The organism is Rhodopseudomonas sp. BR0M22 (assembly GCF_010907035.1).
Classification (GTDB): Bacteria; Pseudomonadota; Alphaproteobacteria; order Rhizobiales; family Xanthobacteraceae; genus Rhodopseudomonas.
In genome coordinates this window covers 1-17,104 of the sequence record NZ_QUMK01000008.1, presented here as the reverse complement: position 1 = coordinate 17,104, position 17,104 = coordinate 1, and the positions used below count along the sequence as shown (strand labels likewise).

General features: G+C 64.5%; 15 protein-coding genes and 1 tRNA gene. 3 read left to right on the top strand and 13 right to left on the bottom strand.

What is annotated here, in order from left to right; all coding sequences use genetic code 11:
- Positions 1–26: 26 nt before the first annotated feature.
- Positions 27–1,112 (bottom strand): efflux RND transporter periplasmic adaptor subunit, encoded by a 1,086-nt coding sequence (locus tag DY468_RS03925; protein ID WP_349644240.1) that lies wholly within the window; start codon positions 1,110–1,112, stop codon positions 27–29.
- Positions 1,113–1,427: 315 nt separating this feature from the next.
- Between DY468_RS03925 and DY468_RS03920 the strand changes: the two genes are divergently transcribed.
- Both DY468_RS03920 and DY468_RS03915 read left to right on the top strand, forming a co-directional pair.
- Positions 1,428–2,102: a response regulator transcription factor gene (locus DY468_RS03920; RefSeq protein WP_164602572.1), complete on the top strand. Its 675-nt coding sequence runs from the start codon at positions 1,428–1,430 to the stop codon at positions 2,100–2,102.
- Positions 2,103–3,470, top strand: coding sequence for a sensor histidine kinase (locus tag DY468_RS03915; protein ID WP_164602570.1), 1,368 nt, complete (start codon positions 2,103–2,105; stop codon positions 3,468–3,470).
- A gap of 39 nt (positions 3,471–3,509) precedes the next feature.
- On the opposite strand, the gene DY468_RS03910 is transcribed toward DY468_RS03915, so the two are convergent.
- The 9 genes from DY468_RS03910 to DY468_RS03870 all read right to left on the bottom strand — a co-directional run bounded on the left by DY468_RS03910 (position 3,510) and on the right by DY468_RS03870 (position 13,058).
- Complete coding sequence (locus DY468_RS03910; RefSeq protein ID WP_164602568.1) at positions 3,510–4,052, bottom strand: GNAT family N-acetyltransferase; 543 nt, start codon at positions 4,050–4,052, stop codon at positions 3,510–3,512.
- A 29-nt stretch (positions 4,053–4,081) separates the two neighbouring features.
- Positions 4,082–6,439, bottom strand: a complete 2,358-nt coding sequence (locus DY468_RS03905) for an Orn/Lys/Arg family decarboxylase (protein WP_164602566.1) — start codon at positions 6,437–6,439, stop codon at positions 4,082–4,084.
- Positions 6,440–6,821: 382 nt separating this feature from the next.
- A tRNA-Lys gene (locus DY468_RS03900) sits at positions 6,822–6,897 on the bottom strand.
- A gap of 323 nt (positions 6,898–7,220) precedes the next feature.
- Positions 7,221–7,826: a Spy/CpxP family protein refolding chaperone gene (locus DY468_RS03895; protein ID WP_164602565.1), complete on the bottom strand. Its 606-nt coding sequence runs from the start codon at positions 7,824–7,826 to the stop codon at positions 7,221–7,223.
- 132 nt (positions 7,827–7,958) lie between these two features.
- Complete coding sequence (locus tag DY468_RS03890; protein ID WP_164602563.1) at positions 7,959–9,284, bottom strand: TRAP transporter large permease; 1,326 nt, start codon at positions 9,282–9,284, stop codon at positions 7,959–7,961.
- Positions 9,281–9,865, bottom strand: a complete 585-nt coding sequence (locus tag DY468_RS03885; protein WP_104512519.1) for a TRAP transporter small permease — start codon at positions 9,863–9,865, stop codon at positions 9,281–9,283. Before DY468_RS03885 ends, DY468_RS03890 begins: the two co-directional genes overlap by 4 nt.
- Positions 9,866–10,004: 139 nt before the next feature.
- Entirely contained in the window at positions 10,005–11,009 is a 1,005-nt protein-coding gene (locus DY468_RS03880) for a TRAP transporter substrate-binding protein (RefSeq protein ID WP_164602561.1), read from the bottom strand.
- A gap of 225 nt (positions 11,010–11,234) precedes the next feature.
- Complete coding sequence (locus tag DY468_RS03875; RefSeq protein WP_164602559.1) at positions 11,235–12,809, bottom strand: 2-isopropylmalate synthase; 1,575 nt, start codon at positions 12,807–12,809, stop codon at positions 11,235–11,237.
- Between the two features lie 96 nt (positions 12,810–12,905).
- On the bottom strand, positions 12,906–13,058 hold the full coding sequence (locus tag DY468_RS03870) for a hypothetical protein (RefSeq protein ID WP_164602557.1): 153 nt from the start codon (positions 13,056–13,058) through the stop codon (positions 12,906–12,908).
- Positions 13,059–13,307: 249 nt separating this feature from the next.
- Here DY468_RS03870 and bioB point away from each other — a divergent pair, with 249 nt between their 5' ends.
- Positions 13,308–14,318: a biotin synthase BioB gene (gene bioB / locus DY468_RS03865; RefSeq protein WP_164602556.1), complete on the top strand. Its 1,011-nt coding sequence runs from the start codon at positions 13,308–13,310 to the stop codon at positions 14,316–14,318.
- Between the two features lie 237 nt (positions 14,319–14,555).
- On the opposite strand, the gene DY468_RS03860 is transcribed toward bioB, so the two are convergent.
- From DY468_RS03860 to DY468_RS03850, 3 genes are all read right to left on the bottom strand, one after another.
- Positions 14,556–15,272 carry an NUDIX hydrolase gene (locus DY468_RS03860; protein ID WP_164602554.1) on the bottom strand — a complete coding sequence of 239 codons (717 nt, stop codon included), beginning with the start codon at positions 15,270–15,272 and terminating at the stop codon, positions 14,556–14,558.
- Positions 15,273–15,282: 10 nt separating this feature from the next.
- A complete protein-coding gene (locus DY468_RS03855) occupies positions 15,283–16,308 on the bottom strand; it encodes an ABC transporter substrate-binding protein (protein WP_164602553.1) in 1,026 nt (341 codons plus the stop codon).
- 58 nt (positions 16,309–16,366) lie between these two features.
- Positions 16,367–17,104, bottom strand: a 738-nt coding sequence (locus DY468_RS03850; RefSeq protein ID WP_164602551.1) for an ABC transporter permease, incomplete at its 5' end; no start/stop codon positions are given.

The window sequence follows — 17,104 nt, the reverse complement described above, 5'->3', positions numbered from 1 at the left end:
ATGAACGCCGCCGGCTTTTGTGTCGGTCAGCCGCTTGCGGCGTTCGCGAGCTTGTTGCTGAGGAAGATCGCGCCGGTCCCCACCACCAGCTCACCCGGCGCGACGCCGTCGAGGATCTGCCGGCGGCCGTTTTGCGCCAGACCAATCTTGACCAGCCGGCGCTGAAAGCTGCGGCGGTCGCGTGTCACCCACACCGACATGGTGCCGTCGCCCTCGCGCACCACCGCGTCGAGCCGCACCGCGGGTGACGTAACCGGCTTCGCCACCTCGATCGTGAAATTGGCCAACATGCCGGGGCGCAGCAGATTGGCCGGATCGTCGATCTCGGAACGGACTAACTGGCGGTGCGAACTCGGGTCGATGCTGCTGCCGAGTGCGGTCACCCGACCGCGAAACACCTGACCAGGATAGGCCGCCACCCGCGCCTCGACCGGCTGACCAAGCCGGAACGCGGGCGCATCGGTCTCAATAACGTTCGCCACCATCCATTTGATCGACAGATTGGCGAGCGTCAGCGGTGGAGGCGCGCTGCCGGGTTGCACGTAGAGGCCCGGCGCCGCGTTGCGTGCGGTCACCTGCCCGTCCACCGGGCTGCGCACGATCAGGGTGGAGTCGACGTGGCGCTCGGCGATGATGCGGTCGATCTCGGCTTCCGACTTGCCGAAGATACGGACTGCATCTCGCGCTGCCTTGTGATTGCCTTCAGCGGTCTGCTGATCGGACGTGGCCTGATCGACATCGCGCTGCGGCGCGCCGCCGGTCTTGAGCAGCTGGCGCACCCGGTTGAGATTGCGGTTCTGCAGCTCCAGCACGCCGGCGGTCGCCAGCAGCGTCGACTCCGCCTGCAGCAGGTCGGAGCTGTCGATGGTAAACAGCGGAGCGCCCTTCTTCACCTCGTCGCCGAGATTGAAGAAGGTGTCGATGATCCGTCCGGCATAGGGCGTGAACACCTGTACCAGCAGGTTTTCGTTGTAGGCGATCGATCCCAGCGCGTCCTTGGTAATAAGGAATTCGCGCTGCTCGACCGGTTCGATGCTGATCGCCTCGACCTGTTTGGCCGAGAGAGCGATCGTCTGCTGGGCGAGATCGATGCCATCCCGGCTCGTGTCCACCGGCTGCGCTCCGGCCGTCGCGACGAGACTGCCGGATCGCATGGCAAGCGCCACGCACCCGCCCGCAACCAGAAGCGCGACCGCGGCAGCGTAAATCGGTGTCTTCCAGCTGTGCTGCATCTGCGCCCCGCAGTCGAACAGATCGGCCGTTTCCGGACGCCTTCGCTGTGGTTAGCAGACCGAGCTTACACCAACCTGACACGGCGCCGTCGTGCTCGCAAAATTACCAATTACGGCGCAGATCTGCCCGCTGTACGCTCGCGGCTTGCACGTGGTACGAAGCACAAGCACAGACCGTCAAAGCTTTGCCCCGCGATGCGCCTCCTGATCGTCGAAGACAACCTCGAACTGGCGGACCTGATCTCGCGGGGCGTCAACGCCGTCGGCTACGATGTCGATATTGTCAGCGGCGTCGAGGATGCGCGCGCTGCACTCGCATCGGTGAACTACGTCGCGATGGCGCTCGACCTCGGATTGCCGGACGGCGACGGCATGTCCCTGCTGCGCGAACTGCGCGCCGGCCATGAATCGATCCCGGTGCTGGTGCTGACCGCGCGCAGCGGCGTGCAGGATCGCGTCTCCGGCCTGAAGGCCGGTGCCGACGACTATCTGGTCAAGCCGTTCGCGATCGAGGAGATGGTGGCGCGCATTGAAGCCATTCTGCGTCGCCCTGGTCACCTGCTCGGCCGCTCGCTCACCCTCGGAAATCTGACTTTCGATACCGAAGGACGCCAGATCTTGATCAGCGGCGAGCCGCGCCTATTGTCGGGCCGCGAGCTCAACGTGCTCGAATTGCTGCTGCGCCGGCAGGGTCGCGTCGTGCCGAAGAAGACGCTCGAGGATCAGATCTTCGGGCTTGGCGGCGACGTCGCCTCGAACGCGGTCGAGGTCTATGTCTCGCGACTGCGCAAGCAGCTCGAAGAGCTCGGCGCCACGGTGCAGATCCGGACGATCCGCGGCGTCGGCTATCTGCTGTCGGAGATCAAGTAAGTGTTCCGGCGCGACTCTCTCGCCGCCCGCATCCTGCTGCTGCATGTGGTGGCGCTGACGATCACCGCGGTGGTGCTGCCGCTGATCCTGTTCTGGCTGCTCAACCGCGAGATCGACCGGCTGCACGGCGACGCCATGCGACGCCAGGCCGAGGTGGTCGCCGAACATCTCAGCGTCGGCCCGGACGGACAGCTCAACCTCGCCCTGCCGCAGGATCTGCGCGACGTATATTCGGCCGCCTACGGCCGCTATGCCTATGCGGTGATCGACGGCTCCGGCCAAGTGCTGTTCAGCTCGAACCCGGACCGCAAACCACTGCTGCCACGCCGATCCGCGGAGCGCGCCTCGTGGTTCGGTCTCGTCACCGGATCGACCGGCCTTTCGGGAGACAGCATCGAGCGACGCATCGGTGGCCGGACGCTGACAATTCAGGTGGTCGAGGATCTGTCGAACGGCGACGTCATCATCGACGATATCGCCGCCAACTTCTTTCATCGTGCCGGCTGGATCACGCTGCCGATCCTGCTGCTGCTGCTCGCGTTCGACATCGTGATCTTCCGGCGTGCGATCCGCCCTCTGGTCGATGCGTCGGAACGCGCTGCCGGCATCACCCCGAGCCGCACCGACATCCGGCTGCCGATGCAGGGCATCCCCAGCGAAATCCGGCCGCTGGTCAGCGCGGTCAATCAGGCGTTCGACCGGCTCGAACACGGCTTCAACGAGCAGCGCCGCTTCACCGCGGATGCCGCCCACGAATTGCGGACACCGCTCGCAATCCTCAGCGCGCGGATCGAAACGCTGGAGCCGAAACCGGCCGGGAAAGACCTGCAACGCAATCTTGCCGCGATGAGCCGGATCGTGTCGCAGCTGCTCGATGTCGCCGAGATGGACGCGATGCGGGTCGATCCGGACGAAACCGTCGATCTCGTCGACATCGCGACCGAACTGATCGAAACCGTCGCACCGGCCGCGCTCGCCGCCGGCAAGGAGATCGGCCTGCGCGGTGGAGATGCCCCCGTCCCTGTGCGCGGCAACGCCGAGATGATCCGGCGTGCGCTGCGCAACCTCGTCGACAATGCGATCCGCCATACACCACCCGGCACCGAGGTGATGATCGAGATCGATCCAGCCGGACCCAGCGTCGCGGTGCGCGATCATGGCCCCGGCATTGCCGAGGCCGACCGCAGCCTGATCTTCGAGCGGTTCTGGCGCGGTGACCGCGCCCGCAGCGATGGCGCCGGACTGGGCCTTGCGATCGTCAAAGCGGTCGTCGACGAACACGGCGGCGCCATCGATGTTTGCGGCGCGCCGGGCGGCGGCGCGCTGATCACGTTGACATTTCAGAAGCCGGACGCCCCCTCACGCTGACGGCCGCAGCCTGAGGGAGTTTGTCGGATTGAGGTCTGATCAGACAACCGGAGGCGTGGTCGCGCCGGCGCCCAGCGATCGCTGCACCATCACCGTATCGGCCCAACGGCCGTAACGATACGCGACGCCCGGCAGCCGTCCCACGATGCCGAAGCCGAAACTCTGGTGCAGGCCGAGCGAAGCGGTGTTGTCACCATCGATATAGCCGATCATCTGACGGAAGCCGGCCGCGGCGCAGGCGTCGATCAGCTCGCGCATCAGGTCCCTGCCGATGCCGCGGCCGAGGTGATCCGGATGCACATAGATCGAGTGCTTCACCGTGTAGCGATAGGCCGGCCGCTTCCGAAACAGCACGACGTAGGCGTAGCCGACCACGACCCCGGCGCGGATCGCCACCAGATGCGGGAAGCGGCGATTGCGCAAGTTCTTACGCCGCTCCTTGAGGTCGTCCGGCTGCGGCGTGCCGTGGTCGTCGATCCCTTCGTCGAGACCACGCCGGATGTAGTAGCGATAGATGTCGAGCATCGCCTCGACATCGCCGTCGTGCGACGGACGGATCAGGATCGGCAAAACTCTGTCCACGGCAACTCCGACAGATGCAGGCGAGCTGACTATTCGGCCACGACGTAGGTGTAGAGGCGAACACGTCCAGCTTCGTCGGCCTCACGATAGACGCCCTGGATTTCAACATCGAAGCCGGGGAATTCGTTGAAACTGCGCTCGAACATCTGCAAGTAATCGAGCATCGGCTTGGCCCGCTCGCTCAAGCGCTCGCCGGGCACGATCGTCGCAATTCCGGGCGGATAGACCACGAACGGCGTGGTGGCAATTCGGCCCGCGATCTGGCTGATCGGCAGGTAGTCGACATCGTTGCGCACCAAGAAGCGCGCCGCGGCGTGCGGCGACATCGCGATCTCGGGCAGATGTTCGGGCAGGAACTGCTTGGCCTGCAGCGCGCTGACATCGGCATCGCGGAAGAACCGGTGCATCTGGCCGCACAAGTCGCGCAGCCGCACGCCGGCATAGCGCGCCGGCCGGCGCCGGCAGAATTCCGGGATCACCTCTTCCAGCGGCGCATTGTCGTCGTGCAGCTTCTTGAACGCGACGAGGCCGCTGATCAGCGTGCCGGCCTTGCTCGCCTCGACGCCCGGCGTCAGCAGAAACAGCAGCGAGTTGAGATCGTTCTTCTCCGGCACGATCCGGTTCTCGCGCAGATATTGCGCCACCACCGGCGCCGGCACGCCATGCTCGGCGTAGCGGCCGGTCGCCCGATCGAAGCCGGGTGTCAGCAACGTCAGCTTGTTCGGATCGGTCATGGCAAAGCCCGGCGCCATGTCGGCAAAGCCGTGCCAAGCCTCGCCCGGCGCGATCTGCCAGAACGCCGGGTTGGTCGCGAGCTGATCGGTGCTCACCGCCTCCCAGGCAACATCGTGCACCGCGCCTTCGCGCGCGGCGTCCGCGATCGCCACCCGATCCGGCACGAACGGATCGAAGAACCAGCGCCGTTCCGGCCGCGCTTCCTTCTCCTCGAACTCCCTCCGCACCGCGCGGATCTTCTTGCGCAGCTCGATGCCGAGCCGGATCGTATCGTCCCACAGCACTTCGCCGGAGCGGCCCTTCATCATCTGCGCGCCGACATCGAGCGAGGCGAACAGCGGATAGAACGGTGACGTCGAGGCGTGCTGCATGAAGCTCTCGTTGAAACGCCGATGCTCGACCCGCCGCTTCTGGCCGCGGATGTGGCGATCCTTGATGTGGATCTGCGACGCCTGGGAGAAACTGGCGAGCTGCTTGTGGGTCGACTGCGTCGCGATGATGCCCGGCGCGTCGTCGCCGAGATTGGCCAGCCCCATCGCGAAGCGGCCGGCATAGAGCGGATGAAACTTCATGAAGCCGGCCCAGGCTTCGTCGAACAGAATGTAGTCGCACAGGTGCCCGATGCGGCGCAGGATCATCTCGGCGCTGTGGATGGTGCCGTCATAGGTGCACTGCTCGACCACCGCCACGCGGAACGGGCGCGGCTTGCGCCACGCTTCCGGGTCCTTGACCAGCGGATGGCTGCGGATGCGTTCGCGCAGCGCCTCTTCATCCAGCGCGTCCCACGCCATCGGCCCGATCAGCCCCCAGGCATTTCGGACGGTCGGAATGTAGACCGGAATCCCGCCGCCCATCATCAGCGCGCCGTGATGCGCCGCCTTGTGATTGTTGCGATCGAACAGGACGAGATCGCCGTCGGTGACGAGCGCCCCGAGCGCGACCTTGTTGGAGGTCGAGGTGCCGTTGAGCACGAAGTAAGTCTTCTCGGCGCCGAAGATCTGCGCCGCTTCCTTTTGTGCGCGAAGCGCCGGCCCCTCATGGGTGAGCAGATCGCCGAGGTCGAGCACCGAATTGTCGAGGTCGTCGCGAAACACCGCCTCGCCGAGGTGCTCGATGAATACCCGGCCGATCGGACTGCGGCTGTAGAACATGCCGCCGTTATGGCCGGGGCAGGTCCAGAGCTGGTTGCCCTCCTCCGCATAGTCGACCAGCGCGCCGAAGAACGGCGTCTTCAGCGTGTCGGCATATTGCTTCAGCCGGCTGATCAGATTGCGCGCGATGAAGGTCGGCGTCTCCTCGGAGAGAAAGACGTAGCCGTCGATGAAATCCAGCACCTCGACCGGCACTTCCTCGAACCGCTTGCGGCGGATCAGCAGCACGATCGGGAAATCCAGACCGCGCCGGCGCATCAGGTTGATCAGCGCGGCGGTCTTTCCCTCGAGCCCCTTCTTGCCCCAGTCGACCACCATGCAGCCGATCGCGGCGTCGGTCTGCACCGCGATCTCGGCATCCTCGAGCTTGCGTGCCTTGACGATCTCGAAGCCGGAGCGCTCGATCTCGGCGACAATCTGGTTGAACCGAAGCCCTTCGAGATCATCCGCGTCGAAGGTGGGAGCCGAGAACAGAAAGGTGAAGCGCCTGAAATAATCCATGAGGGTGCCCGGTTGAGTTGCCGTCACTCTGTCGCCGCGTTGTGTGACAGTGTGGTGACGCGAACCGCCACTGCGCTCGGATGGCGCGCGACCGGCCGCGACAGCCAACGGCGAACATGGCGGATTGGTTCACCCCCACGGGCTCCTGCTGCGCGCGCGTGACGTCTCAGTGCCGGCGAGATCGTGCGCGCTGATCCGGCCGCCCCAGAATCACCGAGCAAGTCGCATCAGAGAGAACGGGCGCGGCCACGTCCGTGACATGCGTTCGAGCTGTTTCGCTACATATGGAGGAGATCGAGAAACCGACTCGCACTGACGCGTGCGTCGGATACCACCCATCACCGCCCCTTTGATTGCTATACCGCGTCTTAAAGGGGGGGCTTGGTGGGCGCACTAGGGCTCGAACCTAGGACCCGCTGATTAAGAGTCAGCTGCTCTACCAACTGAGCTATGCGCCCGCAGCCGTTTCGGCTGGGTCCCTTGCGGGGACGGCGTCGTTTAGCAAAGCCCACCGGGGATGTCCAGCAATGCGGGCGACTTTTTTCAGTTCTGTGACGAGAAACTTCAGGGCGTGAAAACCGCAGCCGGTTCAGAGTGTTTCGAGGCGACGAGATGGCGCCTGGACGTGCGCTGATGCGCACTGCCCTTGCGCGAAGCCACCGGACGCGGTGGTGGAATCGCCGGACCGACCTGCTCGTGCTGCGCCGAGGGCGCATGGCAAGTCGGCCGAGCAAGGCTCCGGCGGGCATGGAGGCCCGCCGGGCCTGTTCGGCGTGGAGCCTCAGAGCCTGCTCGGGCCGTCGCCATCGTCCATCGGGCCGTGGCGGTCCATCATCGGGCCGCGGCCGCGATCACCGCGATCCCAGCGCGGACCGCGATCGTCGTCGCCGCCCCGGTCCCGGTGCATGAAGCCGTGATGATGGCGCCAGCCGAAGCCGCCGCCCTCCATCCGGGTCAGCACCCGCAGGCGGCGCTTCTGGCCGTCGTCGAGCGATTTGTAGAGCGGGTCGGCGGCATCGGCGATCTTCTTCATCGCGGCCGCGGTCGCGGCCATCGAATCGGCGCGGTCGCGCAGCCGCGCCACTGGATCGACGTCACGCGGCTCGCGGTCGTCGTCGCGGGCCTTCATCCGCGCCTCGGCGCGATCGATCCGCAGCTTGACCATATCCTTCACCGCGGCCTCGACCGGCGGCCACAGCTTCTCTTGATCGGGGGTGAGCTGCAGCCCGGCCTTCACAGCCGCAATCTTCGCGTCGGCGAATGCGCTGCGATCCTGAGCGCTGAACGCGTGCCGGCCATGCTCGAACCAGCCGCGATGCTCGGCGTAAGCCGCCGTCGAACCGGCGAACACCAGCGCGGCGACACCGGCGAGCAGAACCTTCTTCATGGCAACCTCCTTCGAAAGGTGGCCATGAAGATGAGCGCCCTGCCCGACGGCTTCAACTTAACGATTGGACAGACGAGGCCGTCTTACCAAGATGTAATGTGTTGTTAGCAGACCGAAACGAACGGACACCAACTACAACATTCCGAGCATCCGCGGCAGCCACAGCGAAATCTCAGGCACGTAAGTCACGAGGCCGAGGAACGCCAGCATGGTGAGCAGCCACGGCATCACCGCCACCGTCAGTTCGGTGATCCCCATTTTGGCGATGCCGGAGGCCACATAGAGATTGAGGCCCACCGGCGGGTGGCACATGCCGACCTCCATGTTCACCACCATCAGGATACCGAGATGGACCGGGTGAATGCCGAGCTTGACCGCGACCGGGAACAGGATCGGCGCCATGATCAGCACGATCGAGGTCGCTTCCATCACGTTGCCGGCGAGCAGCAGCAGGATGTTGACGACCAGCAGGAACCAGATCCAGTTGACACCCGCGGTCGACATCCAGCTCGCGATTTGCTGCGGGATGTTTTCGTTGGCCATCAGGAACGAGAACAGCACGGCGTTGGTGATGATGTAGAGGATCATCGCGCTCATATTGGCCGAGCCGAGCAGCACCCGCGGGACGTCGCGCAGGCCCATGTCGCGATAGACGAACACCGCGATGATGAAGGCGTACACCGCGCTGATCGCCGCCGCTTCGGTCGGCGTGAACATGCCGGCATAGATGCCGCCGAGCACGATCACGATCAGCAACAGGCCCCAGATGCATTTGCGGAACGCGTCGAACCGCTCCCCCCAGCTCGCCTTCGGCAGCCGCGGATAGTCGTGCTTCCAAGCGCGGTAGAAGGTCGTGAACCCGAGCAACGACGCCAGCATGATGCCGGGAATGACGCCGGCCATGAACAGCTGACCGACCGAGGCCGACGACACGCGGTTGCCGTCCGGATCGAGCGCGATCGAGCCGCCTGTCGCCACCGCATACACCACCATCACGATCGACGGCGGGATCAGAATGCCGAGCGCACCCGAGGTGGTGATGACACCGGCGCCGAACCGCTTCGGGAAGCCCTGCTTCACCATCGCCGGCAGCATGATCGAGCCGATCGCGATCACGGTCGCGGGCGAGGAACCGGAGACGGCCGCGAACAGCGCACAGGCCATCACGCCCGCAAGACCGAGGCCGCCGTACCAGTGCCCGACCATCGTGGTGGCGAAGTTGATCATGCGGCGGGCGACGCCGCCGTGGGTCAGGAAGTTGCCGGCCAGGATGAAAAACGGGATCGCCATGATCTCGAAGTTCTCGATGCCGGTGAACAGCTTCAACGACACCGCTTCCATCGGCACGTTGGTCATCAGCACGACGAACGACAGCACGGTGAGACCGAGCGCGATCGAGATCGGCATGCCGGTCAGCATCAGGGCAATCAGCAGCCCGAAGATGATTGCGGTGTTCATCGGACGGCCTCCGCCGCTGCGGCTGCGGACCCGGGCATATGCGGCTCGTCGATCCCCTCGACCTGGCCGTGGTCGTGATGCGGCAGATGATCATGGCGCCAGAAGTGGTAGGCGACCTGCAGAAAGCGGAAGCACATCAGATAGGAACCGAGCGGAATGCAGAGATAGACGATCCAGCTCGGGATCTCGAGATCCGGCGAAGTCTGATTGGTGTCGATCAGGCCGTAGACGAACTTGGCCCCCATCGTGCCGATGATGAAGGTGAAGAAAGCGCCGCAGAACAACCCGAACAGGATCGTCACCTTGCGCAGATTGGGCCGCATCACGTTGACCAGCACGTCGACGCCGACATGGATGCCGGTGCGGACACCGTAGGCGGCGCCGAACTTCGCCATCCACACGAACATGTAGATACACAGCTCCTGCGCCCACGACAGGTCGATCGGAAACAGGATCGGGTACAGGAATGGAATGCCGACCAGATAGCGATGCATCACCGCGATGAAGATCAGCAGCGTGGCGCCGCCGATCATCGTGGCAATCAGAATCTCCTCGAGCCTGTCCAGGATGCGCAGGACCATACATTCCCCCTGTGGATCGGCCGGTCGCCTGTGTCGCAGCGAACATAGGGCCGTCTCGTGATTCCAGTCCCGCAGCCCCCTGCGGTCCGGCAAAAGCCGAGGGCGCCCGCGTCAACACGCGGGCGCCCGTTCGCAAATGTTACTTGGTCGGGCCGCCGCCGCTTTCCTTGACGAACTCTTCGATCAACGCCTTGCCGACGCGGCTGCCGACCTCGTCATACACCGGCGCCATCGCCTTGCGCATCGCGAGGTTCTGCTCCGGCGTCAGCGTGATGATCTCGGTCTTACCCGACTTCTTCATCTCTTCGAGAGCTTCTTCGTTTTCCTTCTGCGACTGGCTGTTGCCGAACTCGGTGGCTTCCTTCATCGCCTTGTCGAGCTGCGCGCGGACGTCGGCCGGGATACCGTCCCAGAACTGCTTGTTCACGATCACCGCGTAGCCAATGTAGCCGTGGTTGGTGACGGTGGTGTACTTCTGCACTTCGTGCATCTTCTGGGTGTACATGTTCGACGGCGTGTTTTCCTGGCCGTCGACGACGCCGGTCTGCAGCGCCTGGTACACTTCGGAGAACGCCAGCACCTGCGGAATCGCGCCGAGCGAACGGAACTGGGCGTCGAGGACCTTCGACGACTGAATCCTGAACTTCAGGCCCTTGTAATCTTCCGGCGCGATCAGCTTCTTGTTCGCGCTCATGATCTTGAAGCCGTTGTCCCAGTAAGCGAGACCGGTCATGCCCTTGGAGTCGAGCAGCTTGAACAGCTTGGCACCGACCGGACCGTTAGTCACCTTCCGCAGCGCGGCGATGTCCGGCAGGATGTAGGGCAGATCGAAGACTTCGAATTCCTTGACGCCGGCCGGGCCGAACTTGGAGATCGAAGGCGCCAGCATCTGCACGGCGCCGAGCTTCAGCGCGTCGAGCTCTTCCTTGTCCTTGAACAGCTGCGAGTTCGGATAGACTTCGACCTTGACCTTGCCGTCGGTGTATTTCTCGGCGAGCTCTTTGAACTTGTCGGCGGCCAAGCCCTTCGGCGTGTTGGGCGCCACCACATGACTGAACTTGATGACGATCGGTGACTGCGCGGCTGCCGGACTTACCAGCCCGAGCACGGCGAGCGATGCGAGTGCAAAAATGGATTTACGCATGTTTTCTCCCGATTCCTTTTGAGGAACGCCCCCAGCGTCCCTGCCCCGTCCGATTATCAGCCGCACCAATACAGAGAAGCACTACGAAAGGCTATTGCCCCTTCGCAGGGGCGTCGTCAACAACTGCCGCAGTGCGAAAAAAGGGCGATGCACAACGGCATCGCCCTTTCGAGTCGTTCCAGAAGTTGTAGCTGTCAGCCGCGGTTGTGCGACTTATTCACGCAATCAGCCGGCCACCGCGACGGTCGGCGCGTCCTCGCGGACGCTGCGCTGGCGCTTGGCGACGATCTTGTTCAGCGCGCCCAGATAAGCCTTCGCCGACGCCACCAGGGTGTCCGGATCGGCGGCGCGGGCGGTCATCGAACGTCCCTCATGGCTCAGCCGCACGGAGACTTCGGCCTGTGCGTCGGTTCCTTCGGTCACGGCATGCACCTGATACAGCTCCAGCTTGGCGTCGTGCGGCACCAGCGCCTTGATGCAGTTGAACACCGCATCCACCGGACCGTTACCTTCGGCCTCTTCGATCCGGATCTGGCCGTCGACGTCGAGCTTCATGGTGGCGCGCTGCGGACCGTGGGTCCCGGCGATCACGGTCAGCGACATCAGCTTGATCTGGTTCTGGCCGTGCAGCAATTGCTCGTCCACCAGAGCCTCGATGTCCTCGTCGTAGACGTCCTTCTTGCGGTCGGCCAACGCCTTGAACCGCACGAATACGTCCTCGATCTGGTTCCGCGACAATTTGTAGCCGAGGTCTTCCAGCTTGTGGATCAAGCCGGCGCGGCCGGAGTGCTTGCCCATCACCAGGGAGGTGCCCTTCACGCCCACCGTCTCCGGCGTCATGATCTCGTAGGTCTGAGCGTTCTTGATCATGCCATCCTGGTGGATGCCGCTCTCGTGCGCGAACGCGTTACGGCCGACGATCGCCTTGTTGTACTGCACCGGGAACGAGGTCGCTGCCGACACCGTCTTGGAGGCGTGGGTCAGCATCGTGGTCTCGATCCGGTTCCAATACGGCAACTTGTCCTGCCGCACCCGCATCGCCATCACCAGCTCTTCCAGCGCGGCATTGCCGGCGCGCTCGCCGATGCCGTTGATGGTGCATTCGATCTGACGCGCGCCGCCCGCGACACCGGCCATCGAATTGGCCACCGCCATGCCGAGGTCGTTATGGCAGTGGACCGAGAACCGCGCCTTGTCCGAGTTCGGCACGGTTTCACGCACCTTGCGGAACAGCTCACGATATTCCTCAGGTACTGCATAACCGACCGTATCCGGCAGGTTGATCGTGGTGGCGCCCGCCTTGATCGCCGCCTCGATGCAGCGGCACAGGAAGTCGAACTCGGTACGGGTGGCGTCTTCCGCCGACCACTCGACGTCGTCGGTGTGGTTGCGGGCGCGGGTCACCGACGAGATCACCATCTCGTAGACCTGCGCGGCCTCCATCTGCAGCTTGTACTTCATGTGCACCGGCGAGGTGGACAGGAAGGTATGGATGCGGCCGCGCTCGGCCGGCTTGATCGCCTCGGCGCAGCGGTCGATGTCCTTGTGGGCCGCGCGCGACAACCCGCAGATCACCGAGTTCTTCGAGCGCTTGGCGATCTCGTGCACCGCCTCGAAGTCACCATCGGAGGCAAACGGGTAGCCGGCCTCGATGACGTCGACGCCCATGTCGTCCAGCATCCGGGCGACGTTCAGCTTCTCCTCGAACGTCATGGTGGCGCCGGGGCACTGCTCGCCGTCGCGCAAGGTGGTGTCGAAAATGATGACGCGGTCCTGTTCGGACTGGGTGGTGGTGGTCATGAAAAATGTCCTTTGGTCGGGGCGCCGCGCGGGCGCATGAGGGGCTGGCTGTCGTGCGATCCCCTGAGTGCCCAGGCAAAATTGCCCAGACGGCCCTCAGGGGCGGCTAAGAAGCAGCAGCCCGCCAAGCGCGAGGGTCTCGAGCGCGAGGGTCGAGATCAGCGCAGTCGGAATCGCGGACGCGGCGGAGACCGCCGTTCCTTCCATCCCGATGCTCGCGCGACCGATCGTCATTCCCGACACCTTCATGGCCCGATCGTCGTCGACATCTCTTGAGAGAAGGTTGACGCAAGTGTCCGACGGACCGAACGGTTAATCTTGTAAACGACCTCGCCACCGTTTCGCAACGCCAAATCATGGTCAAAACCCGCGATAAAGCGTCAGAAACACTGACCTAAACCATGGTCGGGCTGGCGATGCACCGCCGTGGGTTTCTTCACCCGCCGAAACCGCTTATGGCTGTGCACAAGCCGAACGACCCCGACCGGAGCACCCGCTTTGAACTCGATCGCCCATTCCACGCTCGCCGCCGCCAGCCCCACCATCCGCCACGACTGGACCCGCGAGGAAGCGGCGGCGATCTATAACGCGCCTTTCGCCGATCTGATGTTCCGGGCGCAGACCATTCACCGCCAGAGCTTCGATCCCAATCAGGTCCAGTGCAATCAGCTGCTCAACGTCAAGACCGGCGGCTGCGCCGAGGATTGCGGCTATTGCAGCCAGTCGGCCCATCACGACACCGCCCTGCCCGCCTCCAAGCTGATGGAGCCGGCCAAGGTGATCGAGGCCGCCAAGGCGGCCCGCGACGCCGGAGCGACGCGCTACTGCATGGGCGCGGCATGGCGCTCGCCGAAGGAGCGCGACATGGCTCCGATCATCGAGATGGTGAAGGGCGTCAAAGCGCTCGGCATGGAAGCCTGCATGACGCTCGGCATGCTGAGCGACGATCAGGCCAAGCAGCTCGCCGACGCCGGCCTCGATTACTACAACCACAACGTCGACACCTCCGAGGAATTCTATTCCTCCGTGGTGAAGACTCGCAGCTATTCGGACCGTCTCGATACGCTGGAGAAGGTCCACGACGCCGGCATCAAGGTTTGCTGCGGCGGCATCCTCGGCCTCGGCGAGAAGCCGACCGATCGCGTCGAGATGCTGCGCACGCTCGCCAACCTGCCGCAGCATCCGGAGAGCGTGCCGATCAACATGCTGATCCCGATCGAGGGCACCCCGATCGCCAAGACCGCGACGCCGGTCGATCCGTTCGAATTCGTCCGCACCATCGCGCTGGCGCGGATCATGATGCCGAAATCGGATGTCCGCCTCGCCGCCGGCCGCACCGCGATGAGCGACGAGATGCAGGCGCTGTGCTTCCTCGCCGGCGCCAACTCGATCTTCATCGGCGACACCCTGCTGACCACGCCGAACCCGGGCGACAGCAAGGACCGCGCGCTGTTCAACCGCCTCGGCATCACCCCGCGCGACGACCTCGGCGTCCACGCCCACGGCTGAGGGGCGACGACGCTCCGATAAACGCGTCATGGCCGGGGTGTCCCAGCCATGACGAGGTCGTTGCGCGTGCAGGCTCATGGTTCGAGACGGCGCTTCGCGCCTCCTCACCATGAGGCCGCGTTGGCAGACCTGGCGCGCTCTGCTTAGTCCCTCATGGTGAGGAGCCTTGGCATCGCTTGAAGAGCGAGGCCGAGGCGCCTCGAACCATCGGGCCGCGGCGTCACCGCACCTTCTTACTCAATCATCTCCGCTCAGCAGCATCGTCAGGTAGGTGGTGACGAAGCGCGGCATTGTGGGCAGGAAATCGTCTTTCGAGCGCACCAGATGGACGCGGGTGAATTCCGGCTCCTGCTCCCGAGCCAGATACGCCTCGATCCGCGCCTTCAGCGCGTCGCTGGGCAAATAGACGTCGAGGATCCGCAGCATCGCCACCAGCGGACCGGCTTCGACGCAGTGCCAGTGATCCGCCGCGCGATAATCGGACCGCACCAGCCCGGTCTCCTCCTTGACCTCGCGCGTCACACTGGCGGCGATGTCGAGGCGGTGGTTGCGAACGTCGGACAGGTCAGGCGTTCCGCCGGCGAAATACACCTTGCCGGCGTTGGCGGTGTGCGCGCCCATCTCGCCCAGCACGATCGCGCCGTCAGCGGCCCGGATCACTCCCATGCCAAAGCCGTTGAACACCGACGGGTCCGGAAACTCCCAATCGCGCCAGGACAGGAAGCTGGCGTAGTCGACCTCGAAATACTCGGCACTGAAGCTGCCGCCGTCGAACCGCGGCTGACGGCCGAGCAGCACGCGGCCGTTCCACAATTTCGGCTGCGCGACCTGACGCTCGGCGAAATGCGCGTCGATGTCGGCGCGGCGCTTGTCGGCGAACGGCCAGACAAAGCCGCTGACCCACAGATCGAGATTGTTCACCCGATGGATCGTGACGGGCCCAGGATCGATCACGCACGCACCTTCATTTGGAGCCAGGGGAGCCCTTCGCCGCCTGTTCGACGAAGGCGTTGGTGTAGGTCTTGGTAACGTCGATATTGGCCTTCGCCACGTCCGGCGAGCTGGTGCTGAACACCGCCAGCACGGCGTCCGCCCCCTTCGGATCCATCAGTCCGGTGGTCGAGTACATCGGGATCGTGTTCTTCAGCGCCGCGACATACTGCGCTTTATCTTTGCCGACGATGTTGGCCGGCATCTTGTCGGCGGTTTCCTCGGCCGAATGGGCGTGGATCCAGTTCAGCGTGCCGAGGATCGCCTTGGTCAGTGCCAGCGCCTCGTTCGGATGCGCCTTGATCCAGGCCGTGGTGGCGTACAGCGCGCCGCCCGGATAGTCGCCGCCGAACACCTCGCGGGTGTCGTGCTCGGTGCGGGTGTCGCTGAGGATGCGGAGGTCGGCATGCGCCGCCTGCAGGATCGTCACCGCCGGATCGAGCATCACCGCGGCGTCGATCTGGCCCTGCTGCATCGCCGCCACCGCGGTGGCGCCGAGGCCGACGCCGACCACCGAGACGTTGTTCGGGTCGATGCCGTTCTTCTTCAGCTGATACTTCAGAAAGAAATCGGTCGACGAGCCCGGGGCGCTGACGCCGACCTTCTTGCCGGCGAGATCCTTGATCGACTTGATCTCCGCAGTGTGGGCCGGGGACACCGCCAGCACCAGACCGGGATAGCGGTCGTAGACCACGAAGCTCTGCATCTCCTGCTTCTTGGCGGCGAGGTTGACGGTGTGGTCGAAATAGCCAGAGACGACGTCGGCGCTGCCGCCGAGCACGGCTTTGAGCGCATCCGAGCCGCCCTTGAGGTCGACAAGTTCGACGGCGAGCCCGGCCTTGTCGTACTCGCCGAGCTGCTTGGCCAGCACGGTCGGCAGATAGCACAGGCAGGCGCCGCCGCCGATCGCGATCGTCACCTTGCTCTGCGCCTGCGCGGCGCCGGCGGTGAGCAGGATCGCGGCGAGCGCCGCGACGACGTGTCGAAAGCCGACCTTCATGGTGTTGGTTCCCCCCAAACGAAACGGCAAGAACCATATGCCAAAGCCGCGCCCCGCTCTAGTCCGCCTGCGGCCCGCCGCTCGGCTGCGGCCGCCATACCAACAGGCGCCGCTCCACGAGGCTGACCGCGAGGTCGATCAGGATCACGAACACCGACAGCACGAACATGCCGGCGAATACGCCGGCGACATCGAAAGTCCCCTCGGCCTGCTGGATCAGGTAGCCGAGCCCGGCGGCAGCGCCGAGATATTCCCCGACAACTGCACCAACTACTGCAAAACCGATCGCGGTGTGCAGCGACGAAAACATCCACGACAGCGCCGACGGCCAGAACACATGCCGCATCATCTGCCGCTCGCTCATCCCGAGCATCCGCGCGTTGTCGACCAGCGTCGCGCTGGTTTCCTTGACGCCCTGATAGACGTTGAAGAACACCACGAAGAACACCAGCGTCACGCCTAGCGCGACCTTGGACCAGATGCCGAGCCCGAGCCACAGCGTGAAGATCGGCGCCAGCACAACGCGCGGCAGCGCGTTGACCATCTTCACATAGGGATCGAACACCGCCGCCACCCGCGGCTGCCGGGCGAACCAGAACCCGACAAGCACGCCCGCGACCGAGCCGATCACGAAGGCGAGCAGCGACTCCTGCAGCGTGATCCACAAATGCTTCCAGATCATCCCGGAAGCGAACCAGGCGATCACCTGCTTGGCGACATCGACCGGCGTCGAGAAGAAGAACGGCGGCAGCAGCAACTTGCCGGCGATCGGCACCGTGGTGAGCACCTGCCACAC